Genomic DNA, 15,875 nt, shown 5'->3' with positions numbered 1-15,875 from the left:
GCGATGACCGATGCCGAAGCCGTCGACGTGCTCGTGATGGGCGCCGGCGCGATCGGCTGCTTCATCGGCGGCAGCCTCGCGGCGACGGGCGTGCGGGTGGCGCTCGTGGGGCGGCCGCGCGTCCTGAGGGCGGTGGCGCTGCACGGGCTCAAGCTCACGGATATCGACGGCGTCGAGCGCCGCGTGTCGCCGGGCTTGTTGCATCTGTCGGAAGAGGTGCCCACCGGGATCAAGCCGGCACTGGTGCTGCTGACGGTCAAGAGCGGCGCGACGGCCCGGGCCGCGGCCCAGCTCTCGGCGGCGCTGCCCCCCGGGACGGTGGTGGTGTCGATGCAGAACGGCATCTCCAATGCGGCGACCGCATCGCATGTCGCGCCCTCGCTTCATGTGCTGCCCGGGATGGTGCCCTACAACGTGGCGGAGCTCGGGCCCGGCGTCTTCCACCGCGGCACCACCGGGCGGCTGGCCGCGCAGGACCATCCGATGTTGCGGCGCTGGACCTCGGTGTTCGCGCGTGCCAGGGTACCGATGGATCTCTACCGGGATCTCACGCCGATCCAGTGGGGCAAGCTGCTGCTCAATCTCAACAACCCGGTCAATGCCCTGTCGGGTCTGCCCCTGCGCGAGGAACTGATGGACCGCGGCTACCGGCGCTGCCTCGCCGCGCTGATGGACGAGGCGCTCGAGGCGCTGTCGTGGGCGGGCATCAAGCCGGCCCAGCTCGCCGCCGTGCCGGCGCATCGCCTGCCCGCCATCCTGCGGCTGCCGACGCCCTTGTTCCGGGTGATCGCGGCGCGCATGCTGCGCATCGACGCCAAGGCGCGCTCGAGCATGGCGGACGACCTCGCGCTCGGGCGCCGCACCGAGATCGACGCGTTCTGCGGCGAGGTGGTGCGCCTCGCGGCTGCCAACGGCGCGACGGCGCCGTGTAATGCGAAGATGGTCGAGTTGCTGGAGGCCTGGCCCCAGCGGCACGAGCACTTGTCATCGCAGCGGTTGCAGGCCGAGCTGGGCTTGCTGGCAAGCGACGCACGATCCGGGGCATAGGGCGCGCATCCCGATCGGCAAGGCCTGATTCCGGGGCTGGGCGCGCGTCGATTTCGCGCGCAGCTCTCGCGCGCTACGCCCGAGCGCCTGCCGCGGGCGCCACGATGGCGCCTTCGATGCGGTGGCGCGCGAGCGAGTCGCGCACGAAGCCGCTGGTCTTCATCTCCTCGACGAATGCCGACAGCACCGCCGCCGCTTCGGCGCCGCGGGAGGTCGGCGTGCCCATCGCCTGCTGGATCACCATGAAACGCCCGGGCAGCAGGCGCAGCCCGCCGGTTCGCGCGGCGTCCATTTCGAGCTGTTGCTTCACGCCTGCCGCGACGTCGGCGTTCTCCGTGAGGAAGGCCTGCACGACGGCGGGCGAGGTCGGCGCGCGCATGATCTGCGCGGACTTGAGTTCGCGCGTCAGGTACAGGTCGTAGGCGCTGCCCTTGCCGACCATGATGCGGCGCCCGGGCTGGTCGACCTCTGCGTTGTCCTTCAGCGGCGAGTCCTGGCGCACGAGATACGCGCCTTCGATGAGCACGTAGGGCGCGGTGAAGCGGATGCCCTCGCCGCGCAGCGGGTCGATGGCGAAGAAGCCGATGTCCGCCTGCTCGGCCTTCACCGCATCCACCGACTTGCCGGCCGCATCGAAGACCACCAGTTCGACCTCCACCCCGAGCCGCTGCGCGAAGGCGCGCGCGAGATCGATGGACACGCCCACCGGCTGGCCCGTCGCCGGGTCCTTGTTGGCAAGGATCGGATTGCCGAGGTTGATGGAGGCGCGCAGCTTGCCGGTGGGGGCGAGGGCGGAGACGACGGAGGGCGGGATCTTTGGCGTCATGGTGCAGGCGGTGGTCAGCAAGGCCGAGCCCGCCAGGGATGCCAGCAGGCCGCGGCGGGTGATGGGCAGCGGCCCGCCAGTATGCCGGAGCATCCTCAGTTCCTGTAGCTGGCGTCGACCCTGTCGAGCTTGCGGATCAGCGAGGGCCAGACGAAGGCGCCGCCGAGGCCGCCGGTCTGCACCTTCAGCGCCTGGCTCACGCCATCGATGATCTGCGGATGCACCTGGGTCAGTTCGCCGCCGCCGGACTGCGCCGCGATCTGGATCTGGCAGGTGTTCTCGAAGGTGTACATCGAGAGAAAGGCGTCGGCGATGGTCTTGCCCACGGTGAGCAGGCCGTGGTTGCGCAGCATGAGGAAGTTGGCGCTGCCCATGTCGGCCTGCAGGCGCGGCTTCTCCTCGTCGCGGAAGGCGACGCCTTCGTAGTCGTGATAGGCGAGCGAGGCCAGCACGAAGGTCGACTGCTGGCTGATCGGGAGCACGCCGTTCTTCTGCGCGCTGACCGCGATGCCGGCGCGCGTGTGGGTGTGCAGCACGCATTGCACGTCTTCGCGCGCCGCGTGCACGGCGCTGTGGATCACGAAGCCCGCCGGATTGACCGGGTAGGGCGAATCGATCACCTTGTTGCAGTCCTTGTCGACCTTGATCAGGCTCGATGCGGTGATCTCGTCGAACATCAGGCCGTAGGGATTGATGAGGAAGTGGTGCTCGGGGCCGGGCACGCGCGCGCTGATGTGGGTGAAGACCAGGTCGCTCCAGCCGTACAGCGCGACCAGCCGGTAGCAGGCGGCGAGGTCGAGGCGCAGCTGCCATTCCTCGGCGCTGACGAGTTTCCTGATTTCGCTTTCGGTGCTGGCGTTCATGGGTTTGTCTCCTGGGGGGTGGGCACGGGGAATTCGCCTGCCACTGTAGACCGTCGCCCGGTTTGCCGCTGTCAGGCAGCGGACAGCTCAGCGCAGAACCCGGCCGTCCGCGGTGATGCTGATGAGGTCGATGCTGCGCGCCGAATCGCGCAGGCCGGGGCGCAGGTTGATACGGAAGCCGCCGACGTCGTAGTCGGTCATGCCCGCCATGACACGCTGCAAAGTCGCGGGCGTGAAGCTGCGGCCGGCGCGGCGGATGGCTTCGCCCGCGGCCTTGGTCGCGATGAAGCCCTCCAGGCCTTCGTAGGAGGCTGTCTGGTCGGAGTTGTCGACGGCAGCCAGGTATTCCTTGACGATGGGGATGGCCGATGGGCGCGGCGAAGGCACGACCTGCGAGATCACGATGCCGCCGATGTCCTTGCCCAGCGCGACGTAGAGCGGATCGATGCCGACGATGGAAAAAGCCATGAAGCTGCCGGCATAGCCGCCCTTGCGCAGCTTGCGGATCACATTGGCCGTGGCGCCGGAGAGCGACACCAGGATGATCGCCTGCGGTGCCTGCTTCTTCACGGCCGCGAGTGCCGCATCGACCTTGTCGCCAGCTTCGGGCACCAGCGCGGAGGCCACCAGCGGATCGAGCTTGAGTTCGGCCACGGCCTGCTGCACCGCCGCCAGGCCGGCGCGGCCCATGGCGTCGTCGTCACCGATCAAGGCGATGCGCGTCTGGCCGACGGTGGCGCACTGGCGCACGATCTTGAAGGCCTCGTCGGCCATGCTGGGCCGGACGTGGAAGACGTTCGGGTGCCCCGGGCCGCGAAGTTCGTCGGAGGCGGCGAAGGGCGCGAACAGCAGCGCGCCCTGCTGGGCTGCAACCGCTGCGCCGGCGTCGCTGCTCGCGGTCCCGACGAAGCCGAACAGCATGTCCGCCTTGTCGGTGCCGAGGAGGGTGCGTGCGTTGGCCGTGGCCTTGGCGGCGTCATAGCTGTCGTCGAGCTGGATCAGCTTCAGCTGGATTCCCGCGACGGCGTTGCTTTCGTTGAACTGCGTGGCGTAGAGCCGGCAGCCCGCCGCGAAGGCAAGGCCGATCTCGCTGGCCGCTCCGGTCAGGGGGACCGATTGGCCGAGGATCACGGTGCGCGCGCCGGGTGCGGCGGCGGGGGTGCGCGTGCCTTGCGCATGGCTGGGCCGGCTCGCGCAGAGTCCACTGCCCAGCAGAAGGGCGGCGCCCGCCGTGCCCATCCATTGCCTGCGTGACCGATCCATTTGGAAACCTTTCGCTACGAAAGCAAAAAAATGTATCAAGTTCACTGTTACAGACAAAGGTCGTAAGTCACATTCCGCTCGTCTTAAATAATGTGAACTTTTGTATTGCTAATGTGGCTTTTTGCACGCGGCGAAAGCGGCCGGCAATGTCAATATCCGCGGCTGATTTCCGGATCCCGTGACGGACCCCACCCATGAAAAAAAAGCCATCCGACGCCGCACTGCTTGAAACCGCCCTCGCCACCATCGAACAGGTGCTGGCGCGCGCCGACAGCGAAATGCAGGGCACGCCCTATCTGGGGCCCACCGTGAACATGACCCTCGAAGGCCTGGAGTCCCCAGGACCGATGGGCGAGGGCCGCTTCCACGCGAGCGCGGCGCAGTCGGCCCTCAACATCTGCCTGAGCTCGGCGGCCGCTCTGGTGGACGTGAGCAAGACGCTGATGCATCGCCCGGCATTGAGCCGCGCGGCGCCCGAACTCGATCGCGAGTGGAGGGCACTGGTCGCCTACACGAAGACGGCGAGCCGCTCGGCCTACCGTGCGGCGCTCATCCTGGCGGCGCAGCAGAACGTCCGCGCGGCCCAGAGCGGCGCGCCGTCGGATGACGGGCTGCGCCTGAGCAACTACTAAGAAACTCATGCCATCGAACGCCGAATTTGACTGTGACCCCGGTTTCATGCCCCGGGGTCAGGCCTGCCTGATGGCGAACTACTGAGCCCGGGGTTCAGACGCGCTCGAACACCACGTCCCACACGCCGTGGCCCAGCTTGAGGCCTCGGTTCTCGAACTTGGTGAGCGGCCGGTACGCGGGCTTGGGCGCATAGTCCTGCGCCGTGTTGCGCAGCAGGGGTTCCTGCGAGAGAACTTCGAGCATCTGCTCGGCATAGGGCTGCCAGTCGGTCGCGCAATGCAGGTAGCCGCCGCTGGCCAGCCGGTCCGCGAGCTTGCGCACGAAGGGCGCCTGGATCAGCCGGCGCTTGTTGTGCCGCGTCTTGTGCCACGGATCCGGAAAGAACACATGCACGCCGGCCAGTGACGCGGGCGGCAGCATGTGGTCGATCACGTCGACGGCGTCGTGGGCGCAGATGCGGATGTTCTGCAGCTTCTGCGCGCCGATGCGCTTGAGCAGCGCGCCGACGCCCGGCTCGTGGACCTCGCAACACAGGAAGTTCTTCTCGGGCATCAGCGCCGCGATGTGCGCGGTGGCTTCGCCCATGCCGAAACCGATCTCGAGCACGGTGGGTGCGTCACGGCCGAAGGCGGTCTCGAAGTCGAGCGGCTCCTCGCGATAGGGCAGCAGGAAGCGGGGGCCGAACTCTTCATAGGCGCGCGCCTGGCCGTCGGTCGTGCGGCCCGCGCGCCGGACGAAGCTCTTGAGGCGGCGGTGCAGGGGGTGCGCCTCGCCGGTCGGGGCATCTTCGGGCGTGGCATCGGTGGGCGGATCGCGGGGGAGTTCGGTGGTCATGGGACTGTTCATCAAGGCCGCGGATTGTAGAGAGCGCGCCATTCGGGCACCCATTGCGCCAGTGCCGAGGCGATCGATGAAGCAGTGGTCGCATACAGCCCGAGCGCCTGCGCGGCCGCGCCGAGCGCCGCCAGCGCGGCGGCGGGCGAGTCGGTGGCGAGTGGGGTTGCGCCGTTCTGCTTGGAGAGCTTGTCGCCGTCGGCGCCGAGCACGAGTGGCGTGTGCAGGTAGCTCGGCGTGGGCAGGCCGAGCGCCTGCTGCAGCAGGATCTGGCGCGCCGTGTTGTCCGCCAGGTCCTCGCCGCGCACGACATCGGTCACGCCCTGTTCGGCATCGTCGACCACGACCGCAAGCTGATAGGCCCATGGCCCGTCGGCGCGCTTGAGCACGAAGTCGCCGACTTCGCGCGCCACGTCCTGCTGCTGGTCGCCGAGGCGGCGGTCGCTCCATTGCAGCAGCGTGCGCTGGCGCGCGGCTTCGAAGGCCGTGGTGGCGAATCGCCATGCCCGTGCCGGCTTGCCATGCAGCCCGTCGCGGCAGGTACCGGGGTAGACGCGTTCGCCATGGCGCCGGTGCGCCGCGCCCAGGCGCGCGAGGGCGAGGTCGATGTCCTTGCGCGAGCAGCCGCAGGGATAGGCCAGCCGCGACGCCCTGAGGCGGTCGAGCGCGCGCTGGTAGGCGTCGGCGCGCTGCGTCTGCCAGACCGGCGGCGCGTCGGGCAGGAGGCCGCAGGCGGCGAGCTGCGAGAGGATATGTTCCCCCATGCCGGGCAGGCAGCGCTCGGTATCGGCGTCCTCGATGCGCACCAGCCAGCGCGCCTGCGGACCCCGGGCGCGCACATCGAGCCAGCTGGCCAGGGCGGCCACCAGCGAACCGGCGTGAAGAGGGCCCGTCGGCGAGGGCGCAAAACGACCGATGCGGATCATCGCCCGCGCGGTTTCACGCCACCTTGAGCGCCAGCGTGAGGCCCGACAGGAAGGCGTCTTCCACGCGGTGGCCCATGCACCAGTCGCCCGCGATGCCGATGCGGGCTTTGGCGTCCCACAGATGCTGCTTGCCGACCGGCACCTGGGTCTGGGCCTCCGGCCAGCAGCGGGCCTGCGCGTGCGAGGGCTCGGCGCGGATGCCGGTGATCTCGGAGAAGGCGCGCAGGAGCTTGGCTTCGACGCGTGCCGCATCGTCGCGCAGATGCTCTTGCGACCATGCGGCGCTGGCTTGAAGCGTCCAGCGTTCGATGCGGTCGCGGCCCGGCTTGGAGGATTCGCGCGCGAGCCATGCGACGCGGTGGTGCGTGCTTCGCGCGGCATTCCATTGCGGGCCGAGATGCGACATGTTGGCCTGGTTGGCCTGCGGGAAGGCAATCATGAGCGTCCAGCAGGGCGCGATGCGCACCGCTTCGATCTTCTGGTTGAGTTCCGAGGAAAGCTTGCCGTCGCCGAGCAGGGCGCGGGTGCGCGCCGGCGGCACAGCGAGCAGCACGGCGTCGAAGCCGGAGTAGACGTGCTGCGCATCGCCGGCGCCCGTGGTGCGCAGTTGCCAGCGCTTGCCGTCGAGCGCATCGCGCTCGATCTGCGTCACCTGCGTCTGGGTGACGAGCATGTCTGCGAGCGGCGCGGCCCAGTAGGCGGCCAGCGCGTCCATGCCGGGCTGCGCGACCCAGTGCGGCTCGAGCGCGGGCAGGGCGGCCTCGGCCACCCGGCCGTGCGCATCGAGCACGCGCACGAGGTTGGCGCTCCAGGGCCTGCAGATCTGGGGTGCGGTTTCCAGCGCGCGCGCGAAGCGCGGGTCGCGCACGGTGAAGTATTGCGTGCCGCTGTCGAAGCGGCCGAAGGGCGTGGATTCGCTCGCCATGCGCCCGCCGACCGCGGCCTCGCGCTCGAACACGGTGACGCGGTGACCCGCTTGCAGCAAGGTGCGCGCGCATGCCACGCCGGCCATGCCGGCGCCGACGACGGCGTAGTGACGGGATGCGGGTGTTCGGTGGCGATCGGCGGTGGGGCGAGTGATCATGGAAGTCTCTTTCTGGTGGCGGGCACAAGCTGACTCTAACCGGGTTGAAGGGGTGGCCTGCGCCGGGTCTATCTTCCCCGGTGCCGCTCCAGCAGCGCCTTGCGGGTTCCTTCGTGCTCGAACTGGGCGAGCCACCATTCGAGCGCGCGCCCGGGCTTTCCGGCGGTGCGCACGCGCCAGGCGCAGTGCATGGTGGCGACCGGCAGCACGCGCTCGGTCTTGCGTTCGACGAGATGGCCGGCCTCGATGTACGGGCGCGCCATGGGCTCGGGCAGGAAGCCGCCGCCGAGGCCATGGAGTTGCGCGGCGAGCTTGGCCTGCATCGTCGGCACCGTGAGCACGTCCTGTCCGCCCACGAGGTTGACCGTCATGCTCGGCCCGGAGCGCGCGGAATCCGCCGCGGCCACGGCGCGATGCAGGCGCAGCACGTCGTCGGAGATCGGCTCCTTCTGCCGCGCGAGCGGATGGTGCGGCGCGACGGCGAAGACGAAGGGCAGCTTGCCCAGCGGCCGGCTGCGGATGCCCGTGGCCGTGAAGGCGAGGCTGGCCGCATCCATCACCGCGCCGATGGCGAGATCGGCCTCGCCGGTGGTCAGTGCCTCGATGGTGCCGAGCAGCGTCTCGTCGCGCAGCTTCAACCGCGTCGGCGGGTCGAGCGCGTAGAAGGCGGTGGCGAGGTCGAGCATCGGGTCGCGCGCGATCACGCTGTCGATGGCGATCGTGAGCATCGGCTCCCAGCCGGTGGCGATGCGCTTGACGCGGTTGGCCACCGCGTCGATCTCGCCGAGCATGCGCGATGCCTCGCGCAGCAGTTCCTCGCCGGCCTCGGTCACCCGTGCCTGGCGGCCGCCGCGGTCGAAGAGCAGCACGTCGAGCGCGTCCTCGATCAGGCGCACCCGGTAGCTCAGGGCGCTGGGCACGAGGTTCAGCGACCGGGCTGCCGCGGCGAAACTGCCGGTGCTGGCCACGGTCTGCAGCATCGACAGCGCATCGGGCGTCAGAACGTCTCGGGCAGTAGGCATGGCATTCGATCGTTCAAAAAAATTGAATGATGCCATCAAAGCCCGGCGCTTTCGCAAGGGGTGTACGGGCCTAAAGTTCCATACATCCGCTGCGCACAGGGCGCGGCATCTCGAAGGCCCCACAAAATGACGGGGGCAGGAGTTCAACGATGTTGCAAGTCCGTAAATCCCAGGAACGCGGTTACGCCGATCATGGCTGGCTGCGCTCCTTCCACAGCTTCTCCTTCGCCGGTTACTATGACCCGGCCCACATGGGTTTTGGCAACCTGCGCGTGATCAATGAAGATCGCGTCGCCGCGGGCGCCGGCTTCGGCACCCATGGCCACAAGGACATGGAAATCATCAGCTACGTGCTCTCCGGCGAGCTCGCGCACAAGGACAGCATGGGCAATGTGGAGTCGATCCCGCCGGGCGACGTGCAGCGCATGAGCGCCGGACGGGGCGTGATGCACAGCGAGTTCAACCACAAGGCCGACCAGACCACGCACTTCCTGCAGATCTGGATCGAGCCGAATGTTCGCGGCATCGCACCGGGCTATGAGCAAAAGAGCTTTCCCGATGCCGAGAAGCGCGGCCAGCTGCGCCTGGTGGCCTCGCCCGACGGCGCGGACGGTTCCGTGCTCGTGCATGCCGATGCCCGCTTGTTCGCGGGGCTGCTCGACGGCGATGAGAAGGCCAGCCTGGCGCTCGACCCGAAACGCAAGAGCTACGTGCACTTGGTCAAGGGCGAGCTCGAAGTCAACGGCCAGAAGCTGAGCGGCGGCGATGCCGCGATGCTCGAAGGCGAATCGCAGCTCACGCTCGGCGCCGGCAAGGATGCCGAAGTGCTGGTATTCGATCTCGCGGCTTGATTGTTCCTTGCGTTACTTGCGAAAGCAGCCGCTTTTTCCGCCGCGTCACCGGTGACGCGGCCTTCTTCAATCTCAGGAGTTATTCCATGACAAGCACCACTCTCTCATCCTCGAACGCCGGCTCGCTGGCCACCACCACGGCGCAGGACACGCTGACCCTCATCGGCCGCGTCCTGATCGCGTCGCTGTTCATCCCGGCGGGCTTCAACAAGCTCATGGGCTTTGCCGGCACCGTGGGCTACATCAGCTCGGTGGGCCTGCCGCTGCCGCAGGTCGCCGCGGCGATTGCGATCATTGTCGAACTGGGCTTCGGCATCCTTCTGCTCGTGGGCTACAGGGTGCGTCTCACGGGGCTCGTGATGGCGATTTTCACGATCGCAACCGCCGTGTTCTTCCACAACTACTGGGCCATGGTCGCCGAGAAGGTCGCGATGAACCAGTTGAACTTCTACAAGAACATGGCCATCGCGGGCGGTCTGTTCGCATTCGCGGCCTTCGGCGGCGGACGCTTCGGCATCGACAAGCGCTGAGCGTGCACACTACGGTCGCATGACCGATATCGTTGTCGTCTTTCATTCAGGGTACGGCCACACGCAGCGCGTCGCGCAGGCGGTGGCCGAGGGCGCGGGCGCATACCTGCTGGCGATCGATGCCGACGGCAATCTCCCGGCCAACGGCTGGGACTTGCTGGCCGCGGCGGACGCGATCATCATGGGTTCGCCCACCTACATGGGCGGCGTGAGCTGGCAGTTCAAGAAGTTCGCGGATGCATCCTCCAAGGTCTGGTTCACCCAGGGCTGGAAGAACAAGCTCTTCGCGGGCTTCACCAACAGCGCCGCCATGAACGGCGACAAGACCGCCGCGCTGACCTACCTGTGGCACCTTGCGATGCAGCACAGCGGCCTGTGGGTCAGCCTCGGCATCATGCCGAGCAACGACAAGGCGGCCCGGCGCGACTCGATCAACTACGTCGGCGGTTATGCCGGACTGCTGACCACCTCGCCCACCGACGCGAGCCCGGCCGAGATGTCCCGTGGCGACCTCGACACCGCGCGCGCCTTCGGCGAACGCGTGGCCGAGGTGGCAAGATCGCGCACCTAGGACGCCACGGCCCACACACGGAGACCACCATGAGTTCAGCGCAGCTGCTTCAACCGCACGACAAGGATCTTGGCGGGGGCTTCAAGGTTCGCCGGCTGCTGCCCGCCACGAAGCGGCGTTCGGTCGGCCCCTTCGTGTTCTTCGACCATTTCGGCCCGGCGACCGAGACGCCCGGCAAGGCGCACGACGTGCGGCCCCATCCGCACATCGGCCTCGCGACGGTGACCTACCTCTTCGAAGGCGTGATGGTGCATCGCGACAGCCTGGGCGTGGTGCAGGAGATCCGACCCGGCGCGATCAACTGGATGACGGCGGGGCGCGGCATCGTGCATTCCGAGCGCAAGCCCGAGAACCTTCTGGATGCGACCTACGTGAACCACGGCCTGCAGCTCTGGGCCGCATTGCCCCAGGCGCATGAGGAAGACGAACCCAGCTTCTCGCACACTGCGGCGGCCGACATTCCCGCGGTCGAGGTGCGGGGCGTCGCGGTGCGGGTGCTGGTGGGCGAGGCCTTCGGCGTTTGCTCGCCGGTGCCGACGCTGGCGAAGACGCTCTATCTCGACCTCGCGCTGCCCGCGGGGAGTCGCATCGAGCTGCCGGCGCTGGCCGCGGAGATGGCGGTCTATGCCATCGACGGCCCGGTGTCGCTGGACGGCGAAGCCATCGCCCAGCACACCATGGCCATGCTGCCCGAAGGCGAGGGCGGCACCCTGCAGGCGCGAGATGCGGTGCGCGTAGTGGTGATCGGCGGCGATCCGCTCGATGGTCCGCGCTTCATCACCTGGAACTTCGTGTCCAGCCGGCGCGAGCGCATCCTCGAAGCGGGCGAGGACTGGGCCGCGCAGCGCATGGGCCACGTGCCCGGCGAGACCGAATTCATTCCGCTGCCGGGCCATCCGTTCCAGGTCCAGACGCCGGCCGATACCGGCAGCACGCCTGTCTGAGGCAGGGGCCTGAGGCAGGGGCCGGGCCGGCTCAGCGCTTGATCGCGATGTCCGGGTCCTCGCCGGCACGGGCGCTGGCGCCGCTGGCCCGGGCGCTGAGGTCGGGCGCCAGCGTTTCGCGGCCGTCGAACACGAAGCACTCGCCGTGGTAGTGCGCGCCGCCGACCTGCTCGAAATACTTGAGGATGCCGCCTTCGAGCTGCAGCACATCGGCGACGCCGGCCTCGCGCATCAGGATCGCGGCCTTCTCGCAGCGGATGCCGCCGGTGCAGAAGCTCACGACCGTCTTGCCCGAGAGCTCTTCTCGGTGCCTCTCGAGCGCCTTCGGAAACTCCGTGAACTTGCCGATGCGCCAGTCGATGGCGCCGTCGAAGCTGCCATGGTCGACCTCGAAGGCGTTGCGCGTGTCGAGCAGTGCGACGGGCTTGCCCGCATCGTCGTGGCCCTGGTCGAGCCAGCGCTTGAGCGTCGGCGCGTCGACGCCGGGGGCGCGTCCCGCGGCCGGCTGGATGGCGGGGTGGTCCATGCGGATGATCTCGCGCTTGCGCTTGACCAGCATGCGTCGGAAAGGCTGGGCTTGGGACCAGCTCTCCTTGGCTTCCAGGTCGGCGAAGCGCGCATCGGCGCGCAGGCCTTGCAGGAAGGCGCGCACCTCCGGCGCGGTGCCGGCGACGAACAGGTTGATGCCCTCGGGCGCGAGCAGGACGGTACCCTTCAGTCCGAGCGCATGCGTGCGGATGCGAAGGGCGTCGCGCAGGGCTTCCGCGTCGTCGATCGGGACGAACTTGTAGGCGGCGATATTCAAAATCTCTTGCACGGGGCGCGATTGTAGGGAGTGCCACATCACATGGTGGAGGGGACGCTTTCTACAATGGGCGGATGTTCGTTCACCTGCGCCTGCACACCGAGTTTTCCGTCGTCGACGGCACCAACCGAATCGATGAAGCCGTCAAGGCCGCCGCGGCGGACCGCCAGCCCGCACTGGCGATCACCGATCTCAACAACCTCTTCGGCGCCATCAAGTTCTACAAGGAAGCGCGCGGCAAGGGGGTCAAGCCCGTGTTGGGCGCGGAGGTCTTCCTCGAAGGCCTGGGCGCCGAGATCGGCGCGCTCACCCGCATCGTGCTGCTGGTGCAGAACACGGAAGGCTACCTCCACCTCTGCGAGCTGCTGGCCCGCGCCTGGACCCAGAACGTGGGCCGCGGGCAGGCGCAGGCCGTCTGCAAGCTGGCCTGGCTGGAAGAGCTGCAGGGCGGGCTGATCGCGCTGTCGGGCGCGCAGGCCGGGCCGCTGGGCGCGGCGCTGCTGCAGGGGCAGGAGGAGCGCGCGGCGGAGATCGCGCTGCAACTGGCGGGGCTGTTTCCGCACCGCTTCTACCTCGAGCTGCAGCGCGCCGGCCGGCCCGACGACGAGCCGCACGTGATCGCCGCGGTGCAGCTGGCCGCGCGGCTGCGGCTGCCGGTGGTCGCCACGCATCCGGTGCAGTTTGCCGGTCCGGACGACTACGAGGCGCACGAGGCGCGCGTGTGCATCTCCGAAGGCGAGATCCTCGGCAACCCGCGCCGCGTGCGCAGGTTCACGCGCGACCAGTACTTCAAGTCCGCGGCCGAGATGGAGCAGCTCTTTGCCGACGTGCCGAGCGCGATCGCCAACACGGTCGAGATCGCCAAGCGCTGCAACCTGACGCTGGTGCTCGGCAAGCCGCAGCTGCCGAACTTTCCGACGCCCAACGGCATGCCGATCGAGGCCTACTTCCGCGTCGCTTCCTTCGAGGGGCTCGAGGAACGCCTCGCGCATCTGTACCCCGACGTCGCGAAGCGCGATGCCCAGCGCCCGCGCTATGTGGAGCGGCTGGAGTTCGAGATCAACACGATCCAGAAGATGGGCTTCCCCGGCTACTTCCTGATCGTGGGCGACTTCATCAACTGGGCCAAGAAGAACGGCTGCCCGGTGGGCCCGGGACGGGGCTCGGGCGCGGGTTCGCTGGTGGCTTACGCGCTGAAGATCACCGACCTCGATCCGCTCGAATACAAGCTGCTGTTCGAGCGCTTCCTGAATCCCGAGCGCGTCTCGATGCCCGACTTCGACATCGACTTCTGCCAGGGCAACCGCGATCGCGTGATCGACTACGTGAAGGACAAGTACGGCCGCGACGCGGTGAGCCAGATCGCGACCTTCGGCACCATGGCCGCGCGCGCGGCCATCCGCGACGTGGGCCGCGTGCTGGACATGAGCTACATGTTCTGCGACGGCATCAGCAAGCTCATCCCCAACAAGCCGGGGCAGCCGGTCACCATCCAGTACCCGCCGTCGCCGAAGGTCGAGGGCGACAAGAACAACTACGCCATCGAGATGGAGCCGCAGCTCGCGGCCCGCATCGAGAAGGAAGAAGAAGTGCGCATGCTGGTCGAGCTCGCGCAGAAGCTCGAAGGCATGACGCGCAACATCGGCATGCACGCGGGTGGTGTGCTGATCGCGCCGGGCAAGCTCACCGACTTCTGCCCGCTCTACCAGCAGCCGGGCAGCGACTCGGCCGTGAGCCAGTACGACAAGGACGACGTCGAAGCCGTCGGCCTGGTGAAGTTCGACTTTCTGGGGCTGGCGACGCTCACCATCCTGGAGATCGCCAAGGACTTCATCATCCAGCGCCACAAGGGCCAGGAGAACTTCGACTACGAGAACATCCGGCTGGACGACGCGCCGACCTACAAGCTCTTCGCCGACGGCAAGACCGAGGCCGTGTTCCAGTTCGAATCGCGCGGCATGCAGGGCATGTTGAAGGACGCGCGGCCGACGCGGCTGGAAGACCTGATCGCCCTCAACGCGCTCTACCGTCCGGGTCCGATGGACCTGATCCCCAGCTTCGTCGCGCGCAAGCACGGGCGCGAGCCGGTGGAGTATCCGCATCCGCTGGTGGAGGAGATGCTCTCGGAGACCTACGGGATCATGGTCTACCAGGAGCAGGTGATGCAGACCGCGCAGATCCTGGGCGGCTACTCGCTCGGCGGTGCGGACTTGCTGCGCCGCGCGATGGGCAAGAAGAAGCTCGAGGAGATGGCCGAGCATCGCGAGATCTTCCGCAAGGGGGCGGCGAAGAACAACATCGACCAGAAGAAGGCCGACGAGATCTTCGACCTGATGGAGAAATTCGCGGGCTACGGCTTCAACAAGTCGCATGCGGCGGCCTACTCGCTGCTGGCCTATCACACGGGCTGGCTCAAGGTTCACTACACGGCCGAGTTCTTCTGCGCGAACATGACCGTGGAAATGGACGACACCGACAAGCTCAAGGTGCTGTTCGAGGACGCGCAGAAGAACTTCGGCATCACCTTCGAGCCGCCGGACGTGAATCGCGGCAACTTCCGCTTCGAGCCGGTCAACGACAAGGTGATCCGCTACGGGCTGGGCGCGGTCAAGGGCACGGGCCAGCTGGCGGTCGAGGCGATCGTCAAGGCGCGGCAGGAAGATGGTCCGTTCAAGAGCCTGTTCGACTTCTGCGTGCGGGTGGACCGCCAGCGCATCAACAAGCGCACGGTCGAGGCGCTGATCAAGGCGGGCGCCTTCGATTCGCTGCAGCAGAACCGCGCATCGCTGGTCGCCTCGGTGGACCGCGCCTTCGAATTCGGCAGCGCCACCGCGGCCAATGCCGCGCAGGTCGACATCTTCGGCGACTGCGAACACGGCTCCGCCACGCAGGAGCCGGACCTCGTCGACGCCACGCCGTGGGGCGTGAAGGAACGGCTGACCTACGAGAAGACGGCGGTCGGCTTCTATCTGTCGGGGCACCTCTTCGACGAGGTCGCGCACGAGGTGCGGCGCTTCTGCAAGCGCGAGATCGACGACCTGCTCGACAGCCGCGACCCGCAGGTGATCGCGGGCATCGTGAGCGACTTCCGGGTGATCAACGGGCAGCGTGGCCGGCTGGCGATCTTCAAGCTGGACGACAAGTCGGGCCAGATCGACGCAACGGCGGACGAAGCGCTCTTCAACGCGAACCGCAATGTGCTGAAGGACGACGAACTGGTGATCGTCAGCGGACGGCTGCAGCCGGGCCGTGGCGGGTTCGAGGCACGCTTTCAGGTCCAGCAGGTGTGGGATCTTGCGGCGGCGCGCTGCCGCTTCGGCAAGTTCCTGCGCGTGGCCGTCAACGGCAAGGCGCCGGACATCGCGCGGCTGGTGAAGGAGTTTCCGCCGCGCACCGAGCAGAGCGAGCATGGCGAGCTGCTGCAGGGCCTGGGCGTGCGGCTGTCGATGGCGCGCGGCGGCGCGCAGGTGGAACTGCAACTGGGCGAGCGCGCGAAGTTCTTCCCGACCGATGCGGCGCTCGCGAGCTGGATGGCGCAGGCCGAATCGGGCAAGGCGGCGGTGGTGTACGAATAGCGACAGACCTTCGCCAACGGGATCGGGTTTGGGCCGCCTGGGCCAACCAATGATTCGGCAACAAGTATTGAATTGAAGATGAAATTGCAATTCGTGGATGT

The 15,875-nt window shown here is 67.9% G+C and carries 15 protein-coding genes; 7 read left to right on the top strand and 8 right to left on the bottom strand.

What is annotated here, in order from left to right; all coding sequences use genetic code 11:
• Positions 1 to 3: 3 nt before the first annotated feature.
• On the top strand, positions 4 to 1,047 hold the full coding sequence (locus tag AC1DNF_RS07310) for a 2-dehydropantoate 2-reductase (RefSeq protein ID WP_478147904.1): 1,044 nt from the start codon (positions 4 to 6) through the stop codon (positions 1,045 to 1,047).
• 73 nt (positions 1,048 to 1,120) lie between these two features.
• On the opposite strand, the gene AC1DNF_RS07305 is transcribed toward AC1DNF_RS07310, so the two are convergent.
• From AC1DNF_RS07305 to AC1DNF_RS07295, 3 genes are all read right to left on the bottom strand, one after another.
• The gene (locus AC1DNF_RS07305) at positions 1,121 to 1,873 is read right to left on the bottom strand and encodes an ABC transporter substrate-binding protein (RefSeq protein WP_478147984.1); all 753 of its coding nucleotides are present in this window, start codon (positions 1,871 to 1,873) and stop codon (positions 1,121 to 1,123) included.
• A gap of 95 nt (positions 1,874 to 1,968) precedes the next feature.
• On the bottom strand, positions 1,969 to 2,736 hold the full coding sequence (locus AC1DNF_RS07300; RefSeq protein ID WP_478147903.1) for a class II aldolase/adducin family protein: 768 nt from the start codon (positions 2,734 to 2,736) through the stop codon (positions 1,969 to 1,971).
• 87 nt (positions 2,737 to 2,823) lie between these two features.
• Entirely contained in the window at positions 2,824 to 3,999 is a 1,176-nt protein-coding gene (locus AC1DNF_RS07295) for an ABC transporter substrate-binding protein (protein ID WP_478147902.1), read from the bottom strand.
• A gap of 194 nt (positions 4,000 to 4,193) precedes the next feature.
• Between AC1DNF_RS07295 and AC1DNF_RS07290 the strand changes: the two genes are divergently transcribed.
• Positions 4,194 to 4,631 (top strand): hypothetical protein, encoded by a 438-nt coding sequence (locus AC1DNF_RS07290; protein WP_478147901.1) that lies wholly within the window; start codon positions 4,194 to 4,196, stop codon positions 4,629 to 4,631.
• A gap of 94 nt (positions 4,632 to 4,725) precedes the next feature.
• Here the strand turns inward: AC1DNF_RS07290 and trmB are convergent, their stop codons facing one another.
• The 4 genes from trmB to AC1DNF_RS07270 all read right to left on the bottom strand — a co-directional run bounded on the left by trmB (position 4,726) and on the right by AC1DNF_RS07270 (position 8,498).
• Complete coding sequence (gene trmB, locus AC1DNF_RS07285) at positions 4,726 to 5,466, bottom strand: tRNA (guanosine(46)-N7)-methyltransferase TrmB (protein ID WP_478147900.1); 741 nt, start codon at positions 5,464 to 5,466, stop codon at positions 4,726 to 4,728.
• An 11-nt stretch (positions 5,467 to 5,477) separates the two neighbouring features.
• Complete coding sequence (gluQRS, locus tag AC1DNF_RS07280; RefSeq protein ID WP_478147899.1) at positions 5,478 to 6,392, bottom strand: tRNA glutamyl-Q(34) synthetase GluQRS; 915 nt, start codon at positions 6,390 to 6,392, stop codon at positions 5,478 to 5,480.
• A 13-nt stretch (positions 6,393 to 6,405) separates the two neighbouring features.
• On the bottom strand, positions 6,406 to 7,476 hold the full coding sequence (locus tag AC1DNF_RS07275; RefSeq protein WP_478147898.1) for an NAD(P)/FAD-dependent oxidoreductase: 1,071 nt from the start codon (positions 7,474 to 7,476) through the stop codon (positions 6,406 to 6,408).
• 68 nt (positions 7,477 to 7,544) lie between these two features.
• On the bottom strand, positions 7,545 to 8,498 hold the full coding sequence (locus tag AC1DNF_RS07270; protein ID WP_478147897.1) for a LysR family transcriptional regulator: 954 nt from the start codon (positions 8,496 to 8,498) through the stop codon (positions 7,545 to 7,547).
• A 149-nt stretch (positions 8,499 to 8,647) separates the two neighbouring features.
• Here AC1DNF_RS07270 and AC1DNF_RS07265 point away from each other — a divergent pair, with 149 nt between their 5' ends.
• The 4 genes from AC1DNF_RS07265 (at position 8,648) to AC1DNF_RS07250 (ending at position 11,394) form a co-directional block, all read left to right on the top strand.
• Entirely contained in the window at positions 8,648 to 9,349 is a 702-nt protein-coding gene (locus AC1DNF_RS07265) for a pirin family protein (protein WP_478147896.1), read from the top strand.
• An 86-nt stretch (positions 9,350 to 9,435) separates the two neighbouring features.
• Positions 9,436 to 9,879, top strand: coding sequence for a DoxX family protein (locus AC1DNF_RS07260; protein ID WP_478147895.1), 444 nt, complete (start codon positions 9,436 to 9,438; stop codon positions 9,877 to 9,879).
• 19 nt (positions 9,880 to 9,898) lie between these two features.
• Entirely contained in the window at positions 9,899 to 10,450 is a 552-nt protein-coding gene (locus AC1DNF_RS07255) for a flavodoxin family protein (RefSeq protein ID WP_478147894.1), read from the top strand.
• 29 nt (positions 10,451 to 10,479) lie between these two features.
• Positions 10,480 to 11,394, top strand: coding sequence for a pirin family protein (locus tag AC1DNF_RS07250; protein ID WP_478147893.1), 915 nt, complete (start codon positions 10,480 to 10,482; stop codon positions 11,392 to 11,394).
• 31 nt (positions 11,395 to 11,425) lie between these two features.
• Here the strand turns inward: AC1DNF_RS07250 and AC1DNF_RS07245 are convergent, their stop codons facing one another.
• A complete protein-coding gene (locus tag AC1DNF_RS07245; protein WP_478147892.1) occupies positions 11,426 to 12,211 on the bottom strand; it encodes a sulfurtransferase in 786 nt (261 codons plus the stop codon).
• A gap of 62 nt (positions 12,212 to 12,273) precedes the next feature.
• Between AC1DNF_RS07245 and dnaE the strand changes: the two genes are divergently transcribed.
• Positions 12,274 to 15,774, top strand: coding sequence for a DNA polymerase III subunit alpha (gene dnaE, locus AC1DNF_RS07240; protein WP_478147891.1), 3,501 nt, complete (start codon positions 12,274 to 12,276; stop codon positions 15,772 to 15,774).
• The last annotated feature ends 101 nt before the right edge of the window (positions 15,775 to 15,875 follow it).

Source organism: Variovorax sp. 01T432 (assembly GCF_056398605.1).
Note: the sequence above shows the minus strand (reverse complement) of the source record. Positions and strands in the feature narration are given on the sequence as shown.